We start from the raw sequence: 22,812 nt of genomic DNA on the forward strand, positions 1-22,812 counted from the left end.
TCTCTGGTCGTGGTTCAGTGGGCGGCGTCGGCGATGTGCTGCGTGCCGATCCGCTTGCGGAACACCCAGTAGGTCCAGCCCTGGTAGAGCAGCACCAACGGGGTGGCGATCCCGGCGCACCAGGTCATGATCTTCAGGGTGTACGGGCTGGAGGACGCGTTGGTCACCGTCAGGCTCCAGTCCGGGTTCAGCGACGACGGCATGACGTTCGGGAAGAGCGTCAGGAACAGCATCGCCACCGCGGCCGCGATCGTCACACCGGACAGCGCGAACGACCACCCTTCCCGCCCGGCCTTGATGGCCACGACGGCTCCGGCGAGGGCGAGCACGGCGACGGCCATGGCCACCAGGCTCGTCCCGTCACCCCGCGAGACCTGGGTCCACGACAGGAACGCCACGGAGAGGGCGGCGGTCAGCAGGCCCAGCGCGAAGGCCAGCTTCCGGGCGCGTTCCCGGATGTCGCCCACGGTCTTGAGCGCGGTGAACACGGCCCCGTGGAAGGTGAAGAGGGTCAGCGTGACCAGCCCGCCGAGCAGCGCGTACGGGTTGAGCAGATCCACGAGGCCGCCCACGTACTCCTTGGACGCGTCGATCTTCACGCCCCGCACGAGGTTGCCGAAGGCGACACCCCAGAGCACGGCGGGGACGAGGGAGCACCAGAAGATCGCCTGCTCCCAGTTGTGCTGCCAGCGCGGCTCGGGCCGCTTGGCCCGGTACTCGAAGGCGACTCCGCGCACGATCAGGCACAGCAGGATCGCCAGGAGCGGCAGGTAGAAGCCGGAGAAGAGCGTGGCGTACCAGTCGGGGAAGGCGGCGAAGGTGGCGCCGCCGGCCGTGAGCAGCCACACCTCGTTGCCGTCCCAGACGGGCCCGATGGTGTTGATCAGGACGCGCTTCTCGGCCCGGTCACGGGCGAGCAGCTTGGTGAGGACCCCGACGCCGAAGTCGAACCCTTCGAGGAAGAAGTAGCCGGTCCACAGGACGGCGATCAGGACGAACCAGATGTCGTGCAGTTCCATGCTGTCGTCTCCCCTCCTCAGTACGAGAAGGCCATGGGCCGGTCGGCGTCACGGTCGTGGCCGCCGATCCGGGTGGGCGGGTTGAGGTCGGCCTCGGTGAGTTCGGGCGGTCCGGCCTTGACGTACTTGACCAGCAGCTTGACCTCGACCACGGCGAGGACCGCGTACAGCAGGGTGAAGGCGGTCATCGAGGTGATGACCTCGGCCTGGGAGACGCCGGGGGAGACCGCGTCCCGGGTGCGCAGCACGCCGTAGACGACCCACGGCTGGCGGCCCATCTCGGTGAAGATCCAGCCCCAGGAGTTGGCGATCAGCGGGAAGGCGAGGGTCCACAGGGCGGTCAGCCAGTACAGGCGGGTGAGCTTGTGGCTGAGCGGCTTCTTGAAGAGGACCAGGTGCGGGACCTCGTCGTCGCCGACGCGCAGGGCGGGCGGGAGCATGAACTTCTTGCGGGTCAGCCACAGGCCCAGCATGCCGAGGCCGAAGGACGCCATGCCGAAGCCGATCATCCAGCGGAACGACCAGTAGGCGACGGGGATGTTCGGCCGGTAGTCACCGGGGCCGTACTTCTCCTGCTCGGCCTTGTTGGTGTCGTTGATGCCGGGCACGTACGAGTCGAAGTCGTCGTTGGCGAGGAACGAGAGCAGGCCCGGGATCTCGATCGCGACCTTGTTGTGGCCCTTGTCCACGTCGCCGTAGGCGAAGACAGAGAAGGGCGCCGGGCCCTCGCCGTCCCACAGCGCCTCGGCGGCGGCCATCTTCATGGGCTGCTGCTTGAACATGACCTTGCCGAGGAGGTCACCGCTGAGCGCGGTGAACATGCCGGCGATCACGACGGTGACCAGTCCGAGCCGCAGCGAGGTCTTCATCACCGGGATGTGCTTCTTGCGGGCCAGGTGGAACGCCGCGATGCCGACCATGAACGCGCCGCCCGTCAGGAACGCGGCGGACATGGTGTGGAAGACCTGCGTCAGGGTGGTGTTCTGGCTGAGGACGGCCCAGAAGTCGGTCAGCTCGGCGCGCCCCGTGGCCTCGTTGATCCGGTAGCCGACCGGGTGCTGCATCCAGGAGTTCGCCGCCAGGATGAAGTACGCCGAGAGGATCGTGCCGATCGAGACCATCCATATGCAGGCGAGGTGGATCCGCTTCGGCAGCTTGTCCCAGCCGAAGATCCACAGGCCGATGAAGGTCGACTCGAAGAAGAACGCGATCAGCGCCTCGAACGCGAGGGGAGCACCGAAGACGTCACCCACGAACCGGGAGTAGTCCGACCAGTTCATACCGAACTGGAACTCCTGGACGATGCCGGTGACGACGCCCATCGCGATGTTGATCAGGAAGAGCTTGCCCCAGAACTTGGTCGCCCGGAGGTACTTCTCCTTGCTGGTGCGCACCCAGGCCGTCTGCAGACCGGCGGTGAGAGCGGCGAGTGAGATGGTCAGGGGGACGAAGAGGAAGTGGTAGACGGTGGTGATACCGAACTGCCACCGCGCCAGCGTCTCTGGCGCCAGAGCCAGGTCCACGACGATCTTCTCCTTACGGCCTTGCAGCCCTTGGGCCTTACGGCCTCGGCCTTGCGTCGCCCACCCGATTCCGAAGGATCACCCCGCGATCGCCCTTCGATCACCAGGCGATCAGCAGGCGGTTCCGGCGTTCCCCAGAGGAAGCAGGCGAGCTTGTGAATGTGTTCACAAGCACAATCAATTATGGCCTACACGGAATCCGTAGCCCGACCCGGGGGTCCCCCTACCGGAAAACTTCAACATATTGTTGAATCCGGCCATGCAGATCCACATCTCCTGGCCCGCCGGCCACACGACCGCGACCATCGAAGAAACCCCCACGAGCAAGGCGCTCGCAGGGGTTCTCCCGATCATCTCCACCGCCCGGACCTGGGGCGAGGAGGTCTATTTCGACACACCCGTCTCCGTCCCCACCGAGGCGGACGCCCGCCAGGTGGTGGAGCCGGGCACGGTGGCGTTCTGGACCGAGGGCGACGCACTCGCGCTGCCCTACGGCCCGACGCCCATCTCGCGCGGCGACGAATGCCGCCTCGCGAGCCCGTGCAACATCCTCGGCACGCTCGACGACGACCCGCGCGTCCTGTCCACCGTCCGTGACGGCGACCCGATCCGCGTGGAGCTGATCACCGGCGTGTAGCCGTCAGTACTGCTCCTTGCGGAACGCCTCGGCCGTCCGCAGGAAGATGTCGTTCGCCTCGGCCTCGCCGATCGTGACCCGCACGCCCTCGCCGGGGAACGGCCGCACCACCACACCCGCCTGCTCACAGGCGGCGGCGAACTGCACCGTGCGCTCACCCAGCCGCAGCCAGACGAAGTTCGCCTGGGTCTCGGGCACCGTCCAGCCCTGACCCACCAGCCCCTCGTACACCCGCGTGCGCTCGCACACCAGCGAACCCACGCGGCCCAGCAGCTCGTCCTCCGCGCGCAGAGAGGCCACCGCCGCGTCCTGCGCGAGCTGGCTGACCCCGAACGGCACCGCGGTCTTGCGCAACGCCAGGGCCACGGGCTCGTGAGCGATCGCAAACCCGACGCGGAGCCCCGCCAGCCCGTACGCCTTGGAGAAGGTGCGCAGTACGGCCACGTTCGGCCGGTCCCGGTAGATCTCGACGCCGTCCGGCACCTCGGTGTCCCGGATGAACTCGCGGTACGCCTCGTCCAGGACCACCAGCACATCGGACGGCACGCGGTCCAGGAACCGCTCGAGCGCGGCCCGCCGCACGACCGTGCCGGTCGGGTTGTTGGGGTTGCAGACGAAAATGAGCCGCGTACGCTCGGTGATCGCGTCCGCCATCGCGTCCAGGTCGTGCACATCCCCGGGGGTGAGCGGGACCTGCACGGAGGTGGCACCGCTGATCTGCGTGATGATCGGGTACGCCTCGAAGGACCGCCACGCGTACATGACCTCGTCACCGGGGCCTGCCGTGGACTGGATCAGCTGCTGGGCCACGCCCACCGAACCGGTACCCGTCGCCAGGTGCGACACCGGCACGCCGAAGCGCTCGGACAGCTCGTTCATCAGGCCCGTACACGCCATGTCCGGGTAGCGGTTGAAGGCGGCCGCCGCGGCGAGGGCGCTCTCCATCACGCCCGGCAACGGAGGGTACGGGTTCTCGTTGGAGGACAGCTTGTACGCGACCGGACCGTCGGCAGCGGCCGGCTTGCCCGGCTTGTAGGTGGGAATGCCGTCCAGCACCGCGCGCAGCTTGGGGCTCGTCTCGCTCACTGTGGTCCTCCTCAGACCTTCCGTACCACCAATACTGCTCACCTTATGAGGATTCCGCTCCCCTGCGAATGGGCGGAGGGCACGAAAGGGAAACGGGCCGGGACAGGGCTGCGGACAAAGGAGGGGGCGCTCATCCGATCGGCGTGCGCCGGTGGCACGCGCCGTGGCGCGCATCCCCCGTAGAGGTGAGTTGGGACCTCTTCGAAACCTCGTCCAGAGGCCGGGCCCACACCGGCCGACGACCGCCGCTCTGCCGCAAAACCGCTCAACTGGCTTGGGTTTCCATGATGTTGGTGGTCCGCGACCATGCAGAAACGTGCCTGTCAACGAGTGAATATGCGACCGGCCCAACCGCCCGCCGTCGCCCTACTATCGGCTCGCCATGACAGCAGCAGGGAAGCACCAGGTGAGCCGGGCACAGACCCGGGGAAGCCGGCAGGGTCGAGCGGGCATCCGGGACGTGGCCGCCGCAGCCGGAGTCTCCATCACAACTGTCTCCGACGCGCTCAACGGCAAGGGCCGGCTCCCGGACGCCACCCGCCGCCATGTCCGCGAGGTCGCCGACCGGCTGGGCTACCGCCCTTCCGCAGCGGCCCGCACGCTCCGTACCGGCAAGTCGGGCCTCATCGGCCTGACCGTGACGACCTACGGGGATGAACCTTTCACCTTCACCGAGTTCGCGTACTTCGCGGAGATGGCCAGAGCCGCCACCTCCGCCGCGCTCGCCCGCGGCTACGCCCTCGTGATCCTCCCGGCCACCTCCCGTCGCAGCCCCGCCGACGTCTGGTCGAACGTCGCGCTCGACGGCACGGTGGTCATCGACCCGTCCGACCACGACCCGGTCGTCACCGAGCTGGTCCGGCAGGGCCTGCCCGTCGTCTCCGACGGCCGCCCCGCCGGCACCCTCCCGGTCACGGCCTGGGTCGACAACGACCACGAGGCGGCGGTGCTCGACCTCCTCGACCACCTCGCCGACGCCGGCGCCCGCCGTATCGGGCTGCTGACCGGCACCACCACCGACACGTATACGCGGCTCTCCACGACCGCGTACCTCAACTGGTGCGAGCGCGTCGGCCAGGACCCCGTGTACGAGTCGTACCCGGCCCACGATCCGTGCGCCGGCGCGGTCGCGGCCGACCGGCTGCTGGCCCGCCCCGACCGGCCCGACGCGGTGTACGGCCTGTTCGACCCGAACGGTACGGACCTGCTCGCGGCGGCGCGGCGGTACGGGCTGCGCGTGCCGGACGACCTGCTGCTCGTGTGCTGCAGCGAGTCCACGGTGTACGCCACGACCGAGCCGCCGATCACCACGCTCTCCCTCAAACCGCGCCGGATCGGCACGGCCGTCGTCCAGCTGCTGATCGACGCGATCGAGGGCATCGACCACGACCGGCCGGTCGAGCAGGTGATACCGACCGAACTGATCGTGCGTACCTCGTCCCAGCGACGCGCCCCGCGCACCACGGTCAGCCCGCCCCGGTCGCCCCAGGCCCCCCGCACGGAGTAGTCGCTCCGGCGCATGCCGCCCCGGGGGTGCCCCGGGGCGGCTCCGGCACGCCTCGGGGTGGTTCCGGTGTGGCTTCGGCCGGCTCCGGCGCGACCTTGGGCCGGACAGAAGCCAACAGAAAACGCGCAAGAATTCGCAAGAAACCGACGACCACCGGGCAAGAACCCGGTGAGAACCCGCACGACCCCCGGTGCAGACCTTCTCAATTGGGGCGAAACAGCGGGCGAACCGGGCGTGCACCCTGATTCACCACCCCTGGTGCGTCACACAGCACAAGCCTCATTCCTATGATGGGCGCACGACACCGCGGGCCGCCCCGACCAGGCCGGTCCGCGAGGTGTAGGGCGTCGCGACGGTGGTGGAGGGGTCGATGACTCAGGGGGCCGGTCAAGGACCCGTGGTGCGGACGGCGACGTTGCGCGACTTCCGCGTACCGCCGTACGCCCAGGTACCCGTCCAGGGTCACTCGGAGCATCCCCACCCCCGGATGCCCGAGCAGGCACAGCCGCCGCGCGTGCCCGAACAGCCGCAGGCGCACCACACCGACGCGTACGCCCCTGCGGCGACGCACTCCGCGCCCCACCCCGGCAACGCGTTCCCCGACGACGAGTACCCGGACGGGTACACGCCGACCGCGCGCGACCTCCCGGTGATCAACCGGGGCGACACCGTCCAGGTCTCCGTCACGTCCACCCCGGTCACCACGCCCGCACCCGCGCCCGCGGCCGCCCCGGGCAACGGCCCCGGCCCGCTGTACGTGGTCGGCGACGTCCACGGCTACCTCGACGAGCTGGTCGCCGCCCTGCGCGAGAAGGGCCTCATCGACGCCGACGGACACTGGGCGGCCGGCAACACGCGCCTGTGGTTCCTGGGCGACTTCACCGACCGGGGCCCCGACGGCATCGGGGTGATCGACCTGGTCATGCGGCTCTCCGCGGAGGCCGCCGCGGCCGGTGGCTACTGCAAGGCCCTGATGGGCAACCACGAACTGCTGCTCCTCGGCGCGAAGCGGTTCGGCGACACCCCCGTCAACTCCGGTGCCGGCACGGCGACGTTCCAGGCCGCCTGGCTGCTCAACGGCGGCCAGAAGAGCGACATGGACCGGCTGCAGGACGTCCACATCCAGTGGATGTCCCGGCTCGACGCGATGGTCGAGCAGGACGGGCACCTCCTGCTGCACTCCGACACCACCGCGTACCTCGAATACGGCTCCACCATCGAGGACGTCAACGAGACCGTCCACGAGATCCTGCGGCGCAACGACGCCGACGAGTGCTGGGACCTCTTCCGCAAGTTCACCAAGCGCTTCGCCTTCCGCGACGAGGGAGGCGCCGGCGCCGTGCACGAGCTGCTCGCGGCGTACGGCGGGCAGCGCGTCGTCCACGGCCACAGCCCCATCCCGTACCTGCTGGGCGAGGTGGGCACCGAGGACGCCGACGGCGAGAACGCCGGACCCAACGTCCAGGGTCCGCACGTGTACGCGGACGGGCTGGCGATCGCCATGGACGGCGGAGTGACCATGGCCGGAAAGCTGCTGGTCGTCCAACTCCCCCTCCCTCACTGAGCGGAGCCGGGACAGGCGAATTCCGGAAACCCCCTGTCACCCCCTGCCGTAACCCCTCTACCATCGGCGTTCCCAGCTGCCGGTCCTACGCGGGCACCCACGCCCCACGGAGTATCGGGGGAGGCACATGAACAGCGCTCCGCACCTGCTGAGAGAAGACCGCGCCGAGTATGAGCGCGTCCTGGACGAGGCGCTGCGCACCGCGCCCGACCGTCCGGAACTCGCCGCGGTCGGCCGGCGGCTCAACGCCGAACAGCTGCGCACGATGGCCCTCAACGCCACGGCGCTGATCACCGCGGCCGCCGCAGCCGAGTACGAGCACTTCGTGCGCGTGCGCGAGGAGCACCGCAGACCTTCGGGCGTGTCCGTCATGGCGTCGGTCCTCGGCGGCGGATCCGGCGACGAGACCATGCCGGGCGCCGGATTCGGCGTCGTCGTCACTGTCCTCGCCCCGGTCCTCGCCGGCACGGCGGCGGTGATCTTCCTGCTCGTCGGCTCCGTGCTGAACATGCTGGACCCGCCGCCGGACTTCGCCGAGACCCTGCTGGCGGCGGGGTGGTTCTTCGCCGCCGTGACCGCGGCCGGCATCCTCGCCGCCGGCGTCGGACTGCTCGTCACGGCTCTGCGCAACCGGTCCACCGAGGTGCCCGCCCCGCAGGAGCCGGGTGGCGACCTCCCCGACGAGATATCCCGCGCCAGGGAGGCATGGCGCCACGCCCTGCTGGAGCGGGGCATCGTGCCGTTCCTCCGGGAGGCACTGGCCGAACCCGGCACGCGCCCCGGCCCGTCGGACGCACCGCAGAAGGGCGCCCTCGGCTTCACCGGCCCGGGTTTCACCGGCCCGGGCTTCACCAGCCCCGACCTGGCCGCCCCGGGCCCCGACCTCCAGCCCGACTGACGACGTGATCAGCGCAGGATCCCCTCCCGGCGCGCGGCGGTGATCCAGGAGGGGAACTCCGACAGGAGCCGGTCGTACAGCTCCTGGTCCGGTACGTCGGCGATGTCGTCCACGGCGAAGAACCCCACGTTGTCGACGCGGCGCCCCGCCATGGTGTCGAACCGTTCCAGAACTCCGTAGTTGGCCCGGCCCAGCCCCACGAACTGCCAGAACACCGGCTCCTCGACGGCCTCCCGCAACTGCCGCTCGATCGCGTCGTTGCGGTAGACACCCCCGTCGGAGAAGAACAGCACCAGTGTCGGGTCAGGGCACGGGTTCGCGCGGACGTACGCGCGGACCTCGGCGATCACCTTCTGCTCCTCGTTCTGGATGCCGACCGACCGCATGTCCACCTGACCCGGCTGGAGATTCCGCGAGGAACCCCGCAGCAGTCCGAACATCCCGATCTCGCCCACCCGGACGTGCAGCCGCAGCCACTCCGGCAGCTCGCCGAGCAGCAGGTCGGGCAGCCGCGCCGGGTTCGACGCGAACGTCCACGCCTGCATCACCCCGTCGTCGTCCAGTTGGGCCGCGACGGCGGCCATGCGCTCGACGACGTCGGACACGATGCCCTTGGAGTACAGGGCGCTCATCGAACCTGAGGCGTCGAGCACCAGGATGACCCGGGCCCGGACGCCGGCCGCGCCGTGCTTGCGGAGGCTGACCGCCACCTGCTCCTTGCGCAGCGACAGGCGCTTGCGCATGTCGACGGGCAGGCGCTCCTCCCCAGGGATCGGATGGGCCGGCCGGCCGGGACCGGACGCCGGGCGTGCAGCCGGAGCGGGGACCGGGGGTGCCGGCGACACAGCGGCCGGAGCGGCCGCGGCAGAAGGCGCCGCCGCCGGAGCGTCGTCCACGCTGATCCCGAAGTCCGTCGCGAGACCGGCGAGACCGGAGGCGTACCCCTGTCCCACCGCCCGGAACTTCCACTGCCCGCCCCGCCGGTACAGCTCTCCGCTGATGAAGGCCGTCTCCGTCGAGGCGTCCGTCTCGAAGCGCGCCAGCTCCGCCCCGGTCGACGCGTCCCGCAGCAGCAGCGTCAGCCCCGCCATCTCGCCGAACGTGCCGCCGTCCGCCGAGGCGCACAGCAGCACGCGGTCGACCCCTGCCTCCAGCCGGTCCAGCCGCACCTCCACGGTGTCCGTGACCGCACCACCGGCACGCTGCTTGCCCAGATGCCGTACGGCGTCGGAGGCGTGCCGCGGCTGGTTGTAGAAGACGAAGTCCCCGTCGTCGCGCACGCGTCCGGCCGGCGTCAGCAACAACGCGGACGCGTCCGCGTCCAGCCCTGAGCGCGGTTCCGCCCAGCTCAGCACGGCATGCACGGCCTTGGCCGGCACCGGACAGTTGGCGCCCTTGCTCATCGATATCGCTGTCACCCGGCCAGTCTGCCGAGAACGGCCCCCGGACGGGAGGGGTTCGCCGGGTTGCCCGGGTCGGTGTGGCGCGGGCCCGCCCCCCGAGCGGGCCCGCCGTCGTCACTCCGCCAGCGGCAGGTACACGCGATTGCCGGCGGCGGCGAACTCCTTGGACTTCTCCGCCATACCGGCCTCGATGTCGTCCTTCTGCAGGTCGCCGCCGTGCTCGCGCCGGATGTCCTGCGAGATCTTCATCGAGCAGAACTTCGGCCCGCACATCGAGCAGAAGTGCGCGGTCTTCGCGGGCTCTGCCGGCAGCGTCTCGTCGTGGAACTCACGTGCCGTGTCCGGGTCGAGGGCCAGGTTGAACTGGTCCTCCCAACGGAACTCGAACCGCGCGTCCGACAGGGCGTCGTCCCACTCCTGCGCGCCCGGGTGCCCCTTGGCCAGGTCCGCCGCGTGTGCGGCGATCTTGTACGTGATGACGCCGGTCTTCACGTCGTCGCGGTTCGGCAGCCCCAGGTGCTCCTTGGGCGTGACGTAGCAGAGCATCGCCGTACCCCACCAGGCGATCATCGCGGCACCGATACCGGAGGTGATGTGGTCGTACGCGGGAGCGACGTCCGTGGTCAGCGGGCCCAGCGTGTAGAACGGCGCCTCCTCGCAGATCTCCTGCTGGAGGTCGATGTTCTCCTTGATCTTGTGCATCGGGACATGTCCCGGGCCTTCGATCATGGTCTGGACGTTGTGGCGCTTGGCGATCGTGTTCAGCTCGCCGAGCGTCCTCAACTCGGCGAACTGCGCGTCGTCGTTGGCGTCCGCGATCGAGCCGGGCCGCAGGCCGTCGCCGAGCGAGTACGTCACGTCGTACTGCGCCAGGATCTCGCAGAGCTCCTCGAAGTTCGTGTAGAGGAAGTTCTCCTTGTGGTGCGCCAGGCACCACGCGGCCATGATCGAGCCGCCGCGCGAGACGATGCCGGTCTTGCGGCGGGCCGTCAGGGGCACGTACCGCAGCAGCACGCCCGCGTGGACGGTCATGTAGTCGACGCCCTGCTCGGCCTGCTCGATGACCGTGTCCTTGTAGATCTCCCAGGTCAGCTCCTCGGCCCGGCCGTCGACCTTCTCCAGCGCCTGGTAGAGCGGCACGGTCCCGATCGGGACGGGCGAGTTGCGCAGCACCCACTCGCGCGTGGTGTGGATGTTCCGGCCGGTGGAGAGGTCCATGACCGTGTCGGCGCCCCAGCGGGTCGCCCACGTCATCTTCTCCACCTCCTCCTCGATGGAGGAGGTGACCGCCGAGTTGCCGATGTTGGCGTTGACCTTCACCAGGAACCGCTTGCCGATGATCATCGGCTCGATCTCGGGGTGGTTCACGTTGGCCGGCAGCACCGCGCGACCCGCGGCGATCTCCTCGCGTACGACCTCGGGGGAGACGTTCTCGCGGATCGCGACGTACTCCATCTCCGGGGTGATCTCGCCGCGGCGCGCGTACGCGAGCTGTGTCACGGCCTGGCCGCCGCGCCCCCGGCGGGGCTGGCGCGGGCGGCCCGGGAAGACCGCGTCGAGGTTGCGCAGGCCGCCGCGCGGCGAGGTGTGCTTGATGCCGTCGTCCTCGGGGCGGACCGGCCGGCCCGCGTACTCCTCGGTGTCGCCGCGCCCGATGATCCAGTTCTCGCGCAGCGGCGGCAGACCGCGGCGGACGTCGGTCTCCAGGGACGGATCGGTGTACGGACCTGACGTGTCGTACAGCGTCACGTCCTTGCCGTTGGTGAGGTGCACCTTGCGCACCGGCACACGGATGTCGGGGCGCGAGCCCTCGACGTACCCCTTGTGCCAGCCGATGGACTTCCCGCCCTCGGAGCCCTCGGGGCTGGAGGCAGGCGTGCGTGCGTCCTGAACGGTCATCGTGACCTACTCCCTACGCCGGCATTACCCGGTAACAGGTTCGGCGGTCGGCGCAGCGTCTTCCGTCGGCGATGTTCCACGTGAAACATCGCGGGGACGGAGGTCAGCGCCCTCTCAGCCCGGTGCTCCGAGCTCCCGCGTGTGCAAAGGTGCCACCACGCTAGCGTCATTCCGGCCACGCTGAACAGGGGGCCCCCGCCGTTCTTGCGATGATCGGTCGGTGACTTCCTCGCACCAGTCCCCGGAAAAGCACCCGGAACACGGCCCGACACCCCACGGCGTCGCGCATGTTCACGCGCACAGCCACGGGCCCGCCGCGCCCGTCTCCAAGCATCTGCGCAAGGTCATCGCGGCGGTGCTGATTCCTTTCGCCACAGCGGTCCTCGTCGGCCTCGCCGTGCTGTGGCCGGGCGGCGCACCCGGCCACGAACGCACCGGCGTCGGCTTCGACCGGCAGACCGAGCAGGGCAAGGTCGTACGCGTCGAGCAGGTCGACTGCAAGGACGTGAACGCCGCCCAGGTGCCTCCGACCGGCGACACCACGACGCCGGAGGGGCGTGAGGCGGTCAACGCCCAGCAGGGCCGGTGCAAGCGTGTGACCATCGAGGTCACCACCGGCAAGGACAAGGGCCGGCAGTTCACCGAGATCGTGCAGCCCGACGCCCCGCGCCAGCTGGACCAGGACCAGGAGGTGGTCGTGGCCTACGCCCCGGACGCCCCCGAGGACCTGCAGTACTCCGTCACCGATGTGAACCGGAAGTTCCCGTTGGTGCTGCTCGCGGCGGTGTTCGCGCTGGCGGTCGTGGCCGTGGGGCGGATGCGCGGCGTGATGGCGCTGATCGCGCTGGGGACGAGCTTCCTGATCCTGACGTTCTTCATCCTGCCGGCGATCCTCCAGGGCTCGAATCCGCTGGTGGTGGCGGTCGTCGGGGCGAGCGCCATCATGCTGATCGCGCTCTACCTGAGCCATGGGCTCAGCGCCCGGACCTCGGTCGCCGTGCTGGGCACGCTGATCTCGCTGCTGCTGATCGGACTGCTGGGCTCGCTGTTCATCGGGTGGGCGCATCTGACCGGCAACACGGACGACTACACGGGCCTGATCCACGGGCTCTACCCGGACATCGACATGTCGGGTCTGCTGCTGGCGGGCGTCATCATCGGTTCGCTGGGTGTCCTCGACGACGTGACGGTGACCCAGACGTCCGCGGTGTGGGAACTGCACCAGGCCGACCCGCGGATGGGCCCGCGCGCGCTGTACCGGGCGGGCCTGCGTATCGGCCGGGACCACATCGCGTCGGTCGTGAACACGCTGGTGCTGGCGTACGCGGGCGCGGCGCTGCCGCTGCTGCTGCTCTTCTCGATCGCGCAGAGCAGCGTGGGCACGGTCGCCAACAGCGAACTGGTCGCGCAGGAGATCGTGCGGACGCTGGTCGGCTCGATCGGACTCGTCGCCTCGGTTCCGGTGACGACCGCGCTGGCGGCCCTGGTCGTCTCCGCCGACCGCCCGCCACGCGGCGCCGCCGACGGTACGGGGCCCTCGACGGGCACCATGCCGCCGGTACGCACGGGCCGCGGCCGCCGCCGCAAGCGCTGACGCGCCGCCCCGGTGTCTACCAGGCCCGGGCCCCCCGCCCCCGGGGCCCGGGCCTGGTGGTCATCGGGCGCTAACCGGCGTTCTCCTCGGCGAGGATGCGCCCCAGCGCCTCCTCCAAGTCCTCGTCGAAGTCCCCGAACGTGCACTCCTGTCCCAGGGGCACCAACTTGTCGGTGCGGTCCAGGAAGGCGACCAGCGGCGGCGCGCTGGCCCGGAACAACGCCTGCTCGACACCGACGCGCAGGCGGATACTGACGTCCGACAGCTCCTGCGATCCGGTCGGCTCGATGCGGACGTCACCGTCCCCGGCGGGCGCGTTGATCCCGTCGAGGAGCAGCTCCCGCCCGAAGGCCCAGGTCACCGGGGCGTCGCCGGGCAGGTGGAACGTCATGCGGACCGCGAACGGGTCCCTCGTCTCGTACCCGAGTTCAACGGGGATCCTGAAGGACAGCTCCTCCGAGACGACGAAGCTCATCAGGACCTCGGCCTGGACCGACTCGCGCATCTTCTACCCCGCAGTGGTGATGAAAACGGCCAGGATTGATCCCTCCTGGCCCTCTTGACGCCATCGTGCTGTACGCGCTAGCGGATCACAAGGAGTGATTTTTCAGATACTGATAGAGAAGGCGAGGGGGCTGAGCGGCTGTCCGATCTCCCCCCGCAGGCGTTCGACCGCCGGCAACAGCCGGTCCGCTTGGTGCAGGGGTACGGAAATGGCCATCGCCGCAGCTCCAGCGCCCGTGGAGACGGGAATGGCAGCACAGACCGTGCCGAGCGCGTACTCCTGGCGTTCGACGAACGGCTGCGTCGGCCGCGCGCGATTCAGCCTTTCGAGGAGCGCGTGGCGATCACGCACCGTATACGGCGTGATCGGCTCGACGGGGTGCCGGTCGAGGTGGTCCTCACGGGCCCGGGCGTCCAACTGGCTGAGCAGGCACTGGCCGATCGCATGCGCGTGGCCGGTCTCGCGGAAGTCGGCCCACTCGTCGACCGCGGGCACCGCCGGGGTGTCGGCGACCGCGATCAGCTCGATCTCACCGTCCCGGTAGACCGCGAAGTAGATGGGGACACCGATGGTGTCCCGCCAGTGCGCCAGTGAGCCTTCGATCGTGCTGCGACGATTCTGCAGCGCCCCCGCCTCCGCCAGCCGACGGGCCGCGTCACCGAGTACGAACACCCCTTTGTCCCGGAGCAGATAGCCCTCGTGGGTCAGGGTGCGCAGCAGGTGGTACGCCGTGGGAAGCGGCAGGCCGGTCTCGCGCGCGAGCTGTTTGGCGGGAGCACCGCCGGTGTGCGTGCCCACGGCCTCCAGCAGTCGCAGCGCCCGCTGCACCGAGCCGATAAGGGTTGGGGCAGCGGAAGTCGAAGCCATGACCAAAGGTCACCCCCAAGAGGGCATTCAGTCGGCCCCTATTTCCAAGGGCCGCGGAAGCCCTGCCACTCTAATGGCAGCCTCCGTTCGGGGGTGCGTTCCGCCGGAACCTTCCCCGGGCGGCCTAATGGCGGCCCGGACCGGCCGGGTGGATCACCACTCGTCACGCGAGGAGGAAGTGGACGTTCCCATGAACTTCCGTACGAGGTAGATGAGCCCGCCGACGAGCGCGACGAAGATCAGCACCTTGAACAGCAGGCCGATCACGAAGAACACCGCATTCGCGATCATGCCGCCGAAAACCACCACGGCGATGACGGGTATGGCCACCCACTTCACCCACCACGGAAGTCCCGCGAGAATTTCCTTTATCGCCATCGTTCCAACCTCGCCTTTCTGCATCGCTCTTTGAGCACTTTCCTTCGATCCCTTTCGATGCTACGGGCGAGGAGGCGCCCCACGGGTGCTCCGCATCCCTTGAACTCCCCTGAGCGAACCCCTAGGGAAGCCCGCGCCGGGCGTCAGCTCTCCGGCGGAGAGAACACCACCATCACCCGCAGGTCCTCCGTGATGTGGTGGAACTTGTGCGGCACCCCGGCCGGCACGTAGATCACACTGCCGCGGCCCACCTGCCGGGTCTCCGTCCCGACCGTGATCGACGCCCGGCCGCTGACGACGAAGTAGACCTCGTCCTCCTTGTGCGGCTTCTGCGGGTCCAGCTCACCGGCGTCCAGCGCGTAGAGTCCCACCGACATGTTCCGTTCGCGGAGGAACTGCAGATACGCGCCGTCGTTGGCGGCGCGCTCCGCCTCCAGCTCGTCCAGTCGGAATGCCTTCATCGCCGTTCGCCCCTGCCTTGGTCCGATCACGTCTGCCACGATCAGACACATGATGAATTTCCTAGTCAAGACGATCGCGAACGCGGGCGCCCTGGCCGTGGCCATCTGGCTGCTCCAGGACATCACGCTCACCGGCGACAGCACCGGCCGCAAGGCCCTGACGCTCATCCTCGTGGCGCTGGTCTTCGGCGTCGTGAACATCCTGGTCAAGCCGGTCGTGAAGCTCCTCACGCTGCCCCTGTTCATCCTCACGCTCGGCCTGTTCACGCTGGTCGTCAACGCGCTCATGCTGCTGCTGACGTCGTGGCTCGCCGACAAGCTGGACCTCAGCTTCCATGTCGAGGGCTTCTGGACCGCCGCGCTCGGCGGCCTGATCATCTCGATCGTGTCGTGGGCGCTCAACGTCGTCCTCCCCGACGGCCGGGACTGATGGGCGCACAGGACTGGGGCGACGGCACCCGGGCCGTACGGGCCGGGCTGCCGGAGCCGCGGAAGTACGAACCCCCGCTTCCGGGGCCGGTCTTCGCCGCGCACTACCACCTGCCCGGCGAGCCGACCGGCCCGTACACCTACGGGCGGGACGAGAACCCGACCTGGACCCACCTGGAGCGGGCCATCGGCGAACTGGAGGCTCCGGGCGACGACACGGTCGACACCGTGGTCTTCGCCTCCGGCATGGCCGCGATCTCGGCGGTGCTGTTCTCGCAGCTCCGCGCCGGAGACGTGGCGGTCCTGCCGGACGACGGCTACCAGGCGCTGGCCCTCGTACGCGAGCAGCTGGAGGCGTACGGGATCGAGGTGCGCACCGCGCCGACGGGTGGCGACGCCCAGCTGGCCGTCCTGGACGGCGCGGCGCTGCTGTGGATCGAGACCCCCTCGAACCCGGGCCTCGACGTGTGCGACGTCCGCCGGCTGGTGGCGGCCGCCCACGCGGCGGGGGCCCTGGTGGCGGTGGACAACACGCTCGCCACGCCGCTCGGGCAGCGCCCGCTGGAGCTGGGCGCGGACTTCTCCGTGGCCAGCGACACCAAGGGCATGACCGGCCACGGCGACCTGCTGCTCGGCCACGTCTCGTGCCGTGACACCCGGCTCGCCGCCGGCGTGCGGCGCTGGCGCAAGATCGTCGGGGCGATCCCGGGGCCGATGGAGGCCTGGCTCGCGCACCGGTCGCTGGCCACGCTCCCGCTGCGGATCGAGCGGCAGTGCGCCGGCGCGCTGGCGCTCGCCGAGGCGCTTGCGCGGCGCGACGACGTGACCGGGCTGCGCTACCCCGGGCTTCCGGACGACCCGTCGCACGCGGTCGCGGCCGGCCAGATGCGGCGCTTCGGCTCGGTCGTCTCGTTCGTCCTGGCCGACCGGGAGAGCGCCGAGCGCTTTCTGGACGCGCTGACGCTGGTGGACGACGCCACGAGTTTCGGCGGCGTGCGCTCCACGGCCGAGCGGCGGGGACGCTGGGGCGGGGACGCGGTTCCCGAGGGGTTCATCCGCTTCTCGGTGGGCGCGGAGGACCCGGACGACCTCGTGGCCGATGTGCTGCACGCGCTGGATGTGGCGGCACGGACGTGACAGCCGCATTAGGTACGCAGAACGGACGGTCCGAGCCTCCCCCCTCATGGCTCGGACCGTCCTGCTTGTGTGCCCGGACGCCCGCCTGAACCAGGCTAGTTGACTCTACGTCAGTGTCCAATCACGCTAGCGACAGCGACCTATCGACTTATTTATAGTTGTACGGCTTCGGGGGAGGCGCCGACCAGGAGGAGGGAGGGGCATGGACCTGGCCCTGCTACGGACGTTCGTGACCGTGCACCGAGCCGGCTCCTTCACCCGCGCCGCCGCCCTCCTGGGACTCTCCCAGCCCGCCGTGACCAGCCAGATCCGCACACTGGAGAGGCAGTTGGGGCGTCCGCTGTTCCTGCGGCAGGCACGGGGCGTGACCCCCACGACGATCGGCGACGAGCTGGCCCACCGGGCCGCCCCGCACCTGGACGCGCTCGTCGAGATCGCCGAGGCCGGCGTCGAAGGGGAGAGCCGGGTGCGCACCCTGCATCTCGCCGGGCCGCCCGAGTTCGTGTCCGTCCGGGCGTTACCTGCCCTGACCCCGCTCGTCTCCGAGGGCCTGGCGCTGCGTACCTCTCTCGTCGGCACGGCCGAGGAGGCCCTGGAGGGACTGGCCGCCGGCCACCACGACCTGGCCGTCGCCACCGCCCGCCCCCGCGGCGGGCTGCTCACGGCCACGCCACTGTGCGACGAGGAGCACGTCCTGGTGGCTTCCCCTCGCTGGGCCGCCCGTCTGGCGCCCGGTGTGCTCCTGGCCGAGGGCGCCGTCGTCCTGGACCAGCTGCCGGTCGTCGAGGTCCATGAATCCCTGCCCTTCGTGAGCCGCTACTGGGCGGCCGTCTTCGAGTCGAAGCCCGCCGCCTCCGGGACCGTCGTCGTCCCCGACCTGCGCGCCGTCCTCGAGTCCGCCGCCTCCGGCGCCGGTCTTGCGGTGCTTCCCCGCTATCTGTGCGAGGAGGCGCTGGACAGTGGCCGCGTGGTGGCGCTGCTCGACCCGCCCGTCCCGCCGCTGCGGACGTACTTCCTGGTCGCACGCACCGGCACTCTCGCCCTGTGGCACATCGCCCGCGCCCACGAGACGCTGCTGCGCGCCGCGTCCGGCTGGTGACAGAGGGCGGTACCGGCTCCGCGCGCGTTTCAAGCGGAACGGCGCGGGCCATTTTCATGCCATGACCGAACGTCCAGTGGTCAAGCGCACCGCACGCGCCATCCTGCTCGACGGCGACGACCTGATCCTGATCAAGCGGACCAAGCCCGGCATGGATCCCTACTGGCTGACGCCGGGTGGCGGGGTCGAGCCGGGGGACGCGACCGTCGTCGACGCCCTGCACCGGGAGGTGCACGAGGAACTGGGCGCCAAGATCACTGATGTGGTCCCCTGTTTCGTCGACACCGTCGAGCACATCGTGGACGGCGGAGTCTCCGGCGTGAAGGTGCAGCACTTCTTCGTCTGCCGCCTGGAGTCCATGGACTTGGCGCAGCGGCACGGCCCCGAGGTGGACGAGCCCGTCGGCGAGTACGAGATCGTGCGCGTGCCGTTCAGCCGGGTCGGCATCGCCGCGGTCCACCTCGTCCCGCTGTCGCTGCGGCACTACCTCGACGGCAACATCGAGGGCGTACGGGCGATGCACGCGCCCGACCTGGGCTGACGGGGCCCTGGGCACCCGTGGGCCTTGCCCCTGGGCCGACACGGGCGCTGCGGCTGACGCGGCTTCCGGCTGACATGCCGCAGGGTTCTGGCGGTGGCAGGCCGGCGGGTTGCCGGGCCGCACGCCCTCGCGCCGGCGCCGCCGTCATCCCGCGGCGGCGACCAGCTCCTCCAGGGAGTCGTGGCGGATGCGCTCGGACGGGACGCCGACGCCCCGCAGGGCGTTCACCCCGCTGCGGATCAGGCCGGGCGGGCCCGAGAGGTACGCGTCGTACTCGTTCCAGGGGCCGTACTCGCGCACCATGTCGGGGAGCTGCGTGCTGCCGTCGATGACGGCGCGCACCTCCAGCCAGGGGTGGGACTGCTGGAGCCGCAGCATGGTGTCGATGTCGTACAGGTCGTGGTCGGTGCGGGCGCCGTAGAAGACCTCGACCGGGCGCCGCTCCCCGTGCCGGGCGACATCCTCGACCAGCGCCTTGATGGGCGCGATGCCGGTGCCGCCGCCCACGCACAGCAGCCCGCTGTCGGTGGTGTGGTCGACGGTCATCGACCCGGCGGGTGGTCCCAGGCGCAGGACGTCGCCCGGCCTGGCGCGGTGGACCAGGGCATTGGACACCCACCCGGCCGGCACCGCCTTCACGTGGAACGACAGCAGCCCGTCGGGGCGCGGTGCGGCGGCGAACGAGTAGTGCCGCCACACGCGGGGCCACCAAGGCGTCTCGATGCTCGTGTACTGGCCCGCCAGGAACGGGTACGGCTGGTCCGGGCGGAGCGTGATGACGGCGACGTCCGGTGTCCGCAGCTCGTGCGCCACCACCTCGGCGTGCCACCACGCGGGCCCGTGCCGCTCGTTCTCCGCCGCCGCGTCGATCATGATCTGGGAGATCGTCGTGTACGTACGGACCCACGCCGCCTCGGTCTCGTTGTCCCAGGTCACCGTGGCGTACCGGCTCAGGGCGCCGATCAGCGCCTCGCCCACGGCCGGGTAGTGCGCGGCCTGGGTGCCGTACTTGCGGTGGCCGCGGCCCAGGTGCTGGAGGTAGTCGGTGAGCACGGCGGGGTCGTCCATGTGCTCGGCGGCCGTCAGCAGCGCCTTGAGCAGCCGGTCGCGCTGGGCGTCCATGGCGGCCGGGAAGAGCGACCGCAGGTCGGGGTGGCGGATGAAGAGCAGGGCGTAGAAGTACGAGGTGACCTTGTCGGCGACGGGCGCGATCTCGCCGAGCGTCCGCCGGACCAGGATCGCGTCCGGCGAGGCCTCCTGGCGGACCTGCGTCCCGGGTGCGGGGAGGTCGTCTTCGGCGCCGAGAAGGCCGGGGCCGGTAAAGCCTGTTGCGGCGCCTGGGAGGCCGGATTCGGAAGAGCCGGCCGTGGCCGGCGTGTCGGCGGCCTGTGCCGGGTCCATGGGCCAGGGCAGCTCACCCGGCATGCGGGACGGCGTGGCTATTCGTTCCGCGTCCCCCTCGGTTCGCCCTGAGTCGGCCGGCCAGGGGCCGGTGGGTCGGCGCGGTGAGAACCAGCCGCTGTCCCCGCTGCTGGTCGTCGCAGCTTCCATAGAGTGCCTCGCCTCGAACTCATCCTTCGATCGGTCTGGCGCACTTCCGCCGGCCCGGCTTGCCGTCATCGCATCATGACAGGGGCGGCCGGGTCATCAGGCCGAGAGTGGAAAGCCCGATATTCGTACCCGTTTCCCGGTTAGGCTGCTGTGCCTCCCTGTCGTGACTACCGGCTGGTACGCACCAGTTCGTAGGCGTGGCGGAGATCGCCGCCCGAATAGGCATGGGTTGCGATCCCGGAGAGATGATGGTCCGCATTGACCGCCACCGCCACCGGTACCGCCGCGAAAATCTCCGCGTCGGACATGGAATCACCGTATGCGACACAGTCGTCCAGCTCCACCCCGAACTCTGCACAGAGCTGGTTCGCGATCTTCACTTTCGCAGCGGCGTTGAGAATGCCACGCCGGTCCACCGGTGCGGTAAAGGGCACGGCCGGCCAGCGGGACCCATGAGCGGCATGGGCACCCCAGGACAAAAGGCGTTCCACGAAGAAATCGGGTGACAGCGAGATCACCGCGCAGTAACCGCCCTGGGCACGGATATCCGCCCAGACTTCGCGGATGCCCTCCAGCCAGGGAGCCTCCTCGAAAGCGACCTCCACCTGGGCCGGGGTCAGGTCCGACCACAGCTCCCTTGCCCGTACGGCGAATTCGTCCGGCGTCAGCGCGCGGGCCAGGAACTCGCGCTCGAGCCGGTCGATCTCCGCGCTGAGACCGAGCTGCCGGGAGATCTCCACGGCGGCCGCGGAGCCGCGGATGAGAGTCCCGTCGAGGTCGAAGAGGTGGAGCCTGCGATCTGCGCTCATGTACGCCGAGGCTAGTACGTGCGGTTACTCCCCTTGTCGGACGCGAGCGGGCGCACGAGCGCGGCACGGTGTTTCACGTGAAACCACTCAGGCGGCCCGCTCGCCGGGCTCTCGTCGTCGTCCATGTCGCCGTGTCCGTGAGCTGGCTGGGGCTTTCCCTCGGCCTGCTGGCGCTCGGAGTGACCGCCTATGGCACGGCCGATGCCTCGCTGACGGAGGCCGCGTACCGAGCCATGAAGGTGTTCTCCGACTGGCTCCTCCCGCCCATCGCTCTGACCACTCTGGTCAGCGGCCTGTTGCTGGCGCTCGGGACCCCGTGGGGCCTGGCCCGCCACCGCTGGGTCTGGATCAAGTTCTGGCTGACGCTCGCCACGACGGCGGCGACGCTGTTCGCCCTGCGCCCGGAGATCGCTCATGCGGCGGCGGTCGGCGTGCCGGACAGCAGTCTGGTGGCCGCGCCCGCGGTCTCCACCAGCGCGTACCTCTTCATGACGGCGATTTCCCTGCTGAAGCCCTGGGGGCCGACCCGGCGTGGCAGGCGTCTGCGGGAGTCACAGCACGGCCGTGCCCCCGGCCGTCGGACGGCGGCGGCCAGGGGCACGGGGGCGACAGTGTCGTGAGCGGGTGGTGAGGTCACCACCCGGTCGGGACGGCTCAGTGGTGGGCGGCGGTGGCAGCCGGCCGGGCCGGGGTGTTCGCTGCGACGACCCGTCCGGCGCGGGAGCCCTCCCGGCGCTCCAGCGCACGGGACAGGAAGGCCAGGAGCAGGGCGGAGCCCGCGAGCAGCGCACCGACCCAGTTGGGGGCGGTGATCCCGAGGCCGGCGGCTATCACCAGTCCCCCGAGCCAGGCCGCCAGCGAGTTGCCGAGGTTGAAGGCTCCGATGTTCACGGCGGACGCCAGGGTCGGCGCGCCGGAGGCCTGGTCCAGCACACGCTTCTGGAGCGGCGGCACGGTGGCGAAGCCGAAGGCTCCGATCAGGGTCAGGGTGACGGCGGCCGCCACCTTGTTGTGCGCGGTCAGGGTGAACAGGGCCAGGACCAGGGCGAGGGCACCCAGCGATACGTACAGCAGCGGCATCAGCGCACGGTCGGCGAACCGGCCGCCGACCCAGTTGCCGCCCACCATGCCGAGGCCGAACAGCACCAGCAGCCAGGTGACGGATCCGTCGGCGTATCCGGCGGCGTCGGTCATCATCGGTGTGATGTAGGTGATCGCGGCGAAGACACCACCGAAGCCGAGCACCGTCATCGCCATGGCGAGCAGTACCTGCACATTGCGGAACGCCGCCAGCTCATGACGCAGCCGTACGCCTTCGGGCTTGGGCTGCTCGGGCACCAGCCGGGCCACACCCAACAGCCCGAGGACGCCCAGGACCGCGACGATGACGAAGGTGGTCCGCCAGCCGGCCGCCTGGCCGACGAACGTGCCCAAGGGCACACCGACGACATTGGCGACGGTCAGGCCGGTGAACATCATGGCGATGGCCCCGGCCTTCTTCTCCGGGGCGACCAGATCCGCCGCGACGACGGACCCGATGCCGAAGAAGGCACCGTGCGCGAGGGACGCCACGACGCGTCCGGCGAGCATCAACCCGAAGGCGGGGGCCACCGCGGACAGCAGGTTGCCGGCGATGAACAGGCCCATCAGCAGCATCAGCATCCGCTTCCGCGAGACGCGCGTGCCGAGCACCGTCATGAGCGGGGCGCCGAGAACGACACCGAGCCCGTATCCCGTGACGAGATGACCGGCCGTCGGGATGGAGACCTGGTAGTCGGCTGCAACCTCCGGGAGCAGCCCCATGATCACGAACTCGGTCGTTCCGATGCCGAATGCCCCGATGGCCAGGGCGAGGAGCGCGAGCGGCATGGGTTCTCACCTTTTCCAAATTGCAGCAGCGCCTTA

Annotated in this window: 22 protein-coding genes; 10 read left to right on the forward strand and 12 right to left on the reverse strand. The window is 70.1% G+C overall.

Annotation, left to right across the window (positions count from 1 at the left end; genetic code table 11):
* Window positions 1-14: 14 nt before the first annotated feature.
* Together cydB and ABEB09_RS16285 are read right to left on the reverse strand one after the other, a co-directional pair.
* Window positions 15-1,019, reverse strand: a complete 1,005-nt coding sequence (gene cydB, locus ABEB09_RS16280) for a cytochrome d ubiquinol oxidase subunit II (protein WP_345690646.1) — start codon at window positions 1,017-1,019, stop codon at window positions 15-17.
* A gap of 17 nt (window positions 1,020-1,036) precedes the next feature.
* Window positions 1,037-2,542, reverse strand: a complete 1,506-nt coding sequence (locus tag ABEB09_RS16285) for a cytochrome ubiquinol oxidase subunit I (RefSeq protein ID WP_345690647.1) — start codon at window positions 2,540-2,542, stop codon at window positions 1,037-1,039.
* A 259-nt stretch (window positions 2,543-2,801) separates the two neighbouring features.
* On the opposite strand from ABEB09_RS16285, the gene ABEB09_RS16290 reads away from it, so the two are divergent.
* Window positions 2,802-3,179, forward strand: a complete 378-nt coding sequence (locus ABEB09_RS16290) for a cyclophilin-like fold protein (RefSeq protein ID WP_345690648.1) — start codon at window positions 2,802-2,804, stop codon at window positions 3,177-3,179.
* Between the two features lie 3 nt (window positions 3,180-3,182).
* On the opposite strand, the gene hisC is transcribed toward ABEB09_RS16290, so the two are convergent.
* Window positions 3,183-4,265 (reverse strand): histidinol-phosphate transaminase, encoded by a 1,083-nt coding sequence (gene hisC, locus ABEB09_RS16295; protein WP_345690649.1) that lies wholly within the window; start codon window positions 4,263-4,265, stop codon window positions 3,183-3,185.
* A 382-nt stretch (window positions 4,266-4,647) separates the two neighbouring features.
* Here hisC and ABEB09_RS16300 point away from each other — a divergent pair, with 382 nt between their 5' ends.
* From ABEB09_RS16300 to ABEB09_RS16310, 3 genes are all read left to right on the forward strand, one after another.
* The gene (locus ABEB09_RS16300) at window positions 4,648-5,772 is read left to right on the forward strand and encodes a LacI family DNA-binding transcriptional regulator (protein WP_345690650.1); all 1,125 of its coding nucleotides are present in this window, start codon (window positions 4,648-4,650) and stop codon (window positions 5,770-5,772) included.
* Window positions 5,773-6,142: 370 nt separating this feature from the next.
* A complete protein-coding gene (locus ABEB09_RS16305) occupies window positions 6,143-7,336 on the forward strand; it encodes a metallophosphoesterase (protein WP_345690651.1) in 1,194 nt (397 codons plus the stop codon).
* A 127-nt stretch (window positions 7,337-7,463) separates the two neighbouring features.
* Complete coding sequence (locus ABEB09_RS16310) at window positions 7,464-8,234, forward strand: hypothetical protein (RefSeq protein WP_345690652.1); 771 nt, start codon at window positions 7,464-7,466, stop codon at window positions 8,232-8,234.
* Between the two features lie 8 nt (window positions 8,235-8,242).
* Here ABEB09_RS16310 and ABEB09_RS16315 read toward each other — a convergent pair whose 3' ends face one another.
* Both ABEB09_RS16315 and thiC read right to left on the reverse strand, forming a co-directional pair.
* On the reverse strand, window positions 8,243-9,637 hold the full coding sequence (locus ABEB09_RS16315) for a VWA domain-containing protein (RefSeq protein WP_345693957.1): 1,395 nt from the start codon (window positions 9,635-9,637) through the stop codon (window positions 8,243-8,245).
* Window positions 9,638-9,751: 114 nt separating this feature from the next.
* The gene (thiC, locus tag ABEB09_RS16320; RefSeq protein WP_345690653.1) at window positions 9,752-11,536 is read right to left on the reverse strand and encodes a phosphomethylpyrimidine synthase ThiC; all 1,785 of its coding nucleotides are present in this window, start codon (window positions 11,534-11,536) and stop codon (window positions 9,752-9,754) included.
* Between the two features lie 220 nt (window positions 11,537-11,756).
* On the opposite strand from thiC, the gene ABEB09_RS16325 reads away from it, so the two are divergent.
* On the forward strand, window positions 11,757-13,130 hold the full coding sequence (locus ABEB09_RS16325) for a YibE/F family protein (RefSeq protein ID WP_345690654.1): 1,374 nt from the start codon (window positions 11,757-11,759) through the stop codon (window positions 13,128-13,130).
* A 70-nt stretch (window positions 13,131-13,200) separates the two neighbouring features.
* Here ABEB09_RS16325 and ABEB09_RS16330 read toward each other — a convergent pair whose 3' ends face one another.
* From ABEB09_RS16330 to ABEB09_RS16345, 4 genes are all read right to left on the reverse strand, one after another.
* Window positions 13,201-13,635, reverse strand: a complete 435-nt coding sequence (locus ABEB09_RS16330; RefSeq protein ID WP_345690655.1) for an SsgA family sporulation/cell division regulator — start codon at window positions 13,633-13,635, stop codon at window positions 13,201-13,203.
* 102 nt (window positions 13,636-13,737) lie between these two features.
* A complete protein-coding gene (locus tag ABEB09_RS16335) occupies window positions 13,738-14,502 on the reverse strand; it encodes an IclR family transcriptional regulator (protein WP_345690656.1) in 765 nt (254 codons plus the stop codon).
* A gap of 153 nt (window positions 14,503-14,655) precedes the next feature.
* The gene (locus ABEB09_RS16340) at window positions 14,656-14,874 is read right to left on the reverse strand and encodes a DUF5326 family protein (protein WP_345693958.1); all 219 of its coding nucleotides are present in this window, start codon (window positions 14,872-14,874) and stop codon (window positions 14,656-14,658) included.
* Window positions 14,875-15,023: 149 nt separating this feature from the next.
* The gene (locus tag ABEB09_RS16345; protein ID WP_345690657.1) at window positions 15,024-15,341 is read right to left on the reverse strand and encodes a cupin domain-containing protein; all 318 of its coding nucleotides are present in this window, start codon (window positions 15,339-15,341) and stop codon (window positions 15,024-15,026) included.
* Window positions 15,342-15,390: 49 nt separating this feature from the next.
* Between ABEB09_RS16345 and ABEB09_RS16350 the strand changes: the two genes are divergently transcribed.
* The 4 genes from ABEB09_RS16350 to ABEB09_RS16365 all read left to right on the forward strand — a co-directional run bounded on the left by ABEB09_RS16350 (window position 15,391) and on the right by ABEB09_RS16365 (window position 18,547).
* Window positions 15,391-15,771: a phage holin family protein gene (locus tag ABEB09_RS16350; protein ID WP_345690658.1), complete on the forward strand. Its 381-nt coding sequence runs from the start codon at window positions 15,391-15,393 to the stop codon at window positions 15,769-15,771.
* Window positions 15,771-16,907 carry a cystathionine gamma-lyase gene (locus ABEB09_RS16355; RefSeq protein WP_345690659.1) on the forward strand — a complete coding sequence of 379 codons (1,137 nt, stop codon included), beginning with the start codon at window positions 15,771-15,773 and terminating at the stop codon, window positions 16,905-16,907. Before ABEB09_RS16350 ends, ABEB09_RS16355 begins: the two co-directional genes overlap by 1 nt.
* 202 nt (window positions 16,908-17,109) lie before the next feature.
* Window positions 17,110-18,006, forward strand: coding sequence for a LysR family transcriptional regulator (locus tag ABEB09_RS16360; protein WP_345690660.1), 897 nt, complete (start codon window positions 17,110-17,112; stop codon window positions 18,004-18,006).
* A gap of 61 nt (window positions 18,007-18,067) precedes the next feature.
* Window positions 18,068-18,547, forward strand: coding sequence for an NUDIX domain-containing protein (locus ABEB09_RS16365; RefSeq protein ID WP_345690661.1), 480 nt, complete (start codon window positions 18,068-18,070; stop codon window positions 18,545-18,547).
* 144 nt (window positions 18,548-18,691) lie between these two features.
* Here the strand turns inward: ABEB09_RS16365 and ABEB09_RS16370 are convergent, their stop codons facing one another.
* Together ABEB09_RS16370 and ABEB09_RS16375 are read right to left on the reverse strand one after the other, a co-directional pair.
* Window positions 18,692-20,098 (reverse strand): globin domain-containing protein, encoded by a 1,407-nt coding sequence (locus ABEB09_RS16370; protein WP_345690662.1) that lies wholly within the window; start codon window positions 20,096-20,098, stop codon window positions 18,692-18,694.
* Between the two features lie 167 nt (window positions 20,099-20,265).
* Entirely contained in the window at window positions 20,266-20,907 is a 642-nt protein-coding gene (locus ABEB09_RS16375; protein ID WP_345690663.1) for an HAD family hydrolase, read from the reverse strand.
* 77 nt (window positions 20,908-20,984) lie between these two features.
* Between ABEB09_RS16375 and ABEB09_RS16380 the strand changes: the two genes are divergently transcribed.
* The gene (locus ABEB09_RS16380; RefSeq protein ID WP_345690664.1) at window positions 20,985-21,527 is read left to right on the forward strand and encodes a DUF2269 domain-containing protein; all 543 of its coding nucleotides are present in this window, start codon (window positions 20,985-20,987) and stop codon (window positions 21,525-21,527) included.
* A gap of 34 nt (window positions 21,528-21,561) precedes the next feature.
* Here the strand turns inward: ABEB09_RS16380 and ABEB09_RS16385 are convergent, their stop codons facing one another.
* The gene (locus tag ABEB09_RS16385) at window positions 21,562-22,776 is read right to left on the reverse strand and encodes an MFS transporter (RefSeq protein WP_345690665.1); all 1,215 of its coding nucleotides are present in this window, start codon (window positions 22,774-22,776) and stop codon (window positions 21,562-21,564) included.
* Window positions 22,777-22,812: the final 36 nt, after the last annotated feature.

This window comes from Streptomyces coeruleoprunus, from assembly GCF_039542925.1.
Classification (GTDB): Bacteria; Actinomycetota; Actinomycetes; order Streptomycetales; family Streptomycetaceae; genus Streptomyces; species Streptomyces coeruleoprunus.

Bases quoted from the DNA above. Each gene is read 5' to 3' on its own strand.
- thiC (WP_345690653.1), bottom strand. From the start codon at position 11,536: ATGACCGTTCAGGACGCACGCACGCCTGCCTCCAGCCCCGAGGGCTCC.
- ABEB09_RS16375 (WP_345690663.1), bottom strand. From the start codon at position 20,907: ATGAGCGCAGATCGCAGGCTCCACCTCTTCGACCTCGACGGGACTCTC.
- ABEB09_RS16385 (WP_345690665.1), bottom strand. From the start codon at position 22,776: ATGCCGCTCGCGCTCCTCGCCCTGGCCATCGGGGCATTCGGCATCGGA.
- ABEB09_RS16305 (WP_345690651.1), top strand. From the start codon at position 6,143: ATGACTCAGGGGGCCGGTCAAGGACCCGTGGTGCGGACGGCGACGTTG.
- cydB (WP_345690646.1), bottom strand. From the start codon at position 1,019: ATGGAACTGCACGACATCTGGTTCGTCCTGATCGCCGTCCTGTGGACC.
- ABEB09_RS16330 (WP_345690655.1), bottom strand. From the start codon at position 13,635: ATGCGCGAGTCGGTCCAGGCCGAGGTCCTGATGAGCTTCGTCGTCTCG.
- ABEB09_RS16300 (WP_345690650.1), top strand. From the start codon at position 4,648: ATGACAGCAGCAGGGAAGCACCAGGTGAGCCGGGCACAGACCCGGGGA.
- ABEB09_RS16315 (WP_345693957.1), bottom strand. From the start codon at position 9,637: ATGAGCAAGGGCGCCAACTGTCCGGTGCCGGCCAAGGCCGTGCATGCC.
- ABEB09_RS16290 (WP_345690648.1), top strand. From the start codon at position 2,802: ATGCAGATCCACATCTCCTGGCCCGCCGGCCACACGACCGCGACCATC.
- ABEB09_RS16350 (WP_345690658.1), top strand. From the start codon at position 15,391: ATGATGAATTTCCTAGTCAAGACGATCGCGAACGCGGGCGCCCTGGCC.
- ABEB09_RS16345 (WP_345690657.1), bottom strand. From the start codon at position 15,341: ATGAAGGCATTCCGACTGGACGAGCTGGAGGCGGAGCGCGCCGCCAAC.
- ABEB09_RS16335 (WP_345690656.1), bottom strand. From the start codon at position 14,502: ATGGCTTCGACTTCCGCTGCCCCAACCCTTATCGGCTCGGTGCAGCGG.
- ABEB09_RS16365 (WP_345690661.1), top strand. From the start codon at position 18,068: ATGACCGAACGTCCAGTGGTCAAGCGCACCGCACGCGCCATCCTGCTC.
- ABEB09_RS16310 (WP_345690652.1), top strand. From the start codon at position 7,464: ATGAACAGCGCTCCGCACCTGCTGAGAGAAGACCGCGCCGAGTATGAG.
- ABEB09_RS16360 (WP_345690660.1), top strand. From the start codon at position 17,110: ATGGACCTGGCCCTGCTACGGACGTTCGTGACCGTGCACCGAGCCGGC.
- ABEB09_RS16370 (WP_345690662.1), bottom strand. From the start codon at position 20,098: ATGGAAGCTGCGACGACCAGCAGCGGGGACAGCGGCTGGTTCTCACCG.
- ABEB09_RS16355 (WP_345690659.1), top strand. From the start codon at position 15,771: ATGGGCGCACAGGACTGGGGCGACGGCACCCGGGCCGTACGGGCCGGG.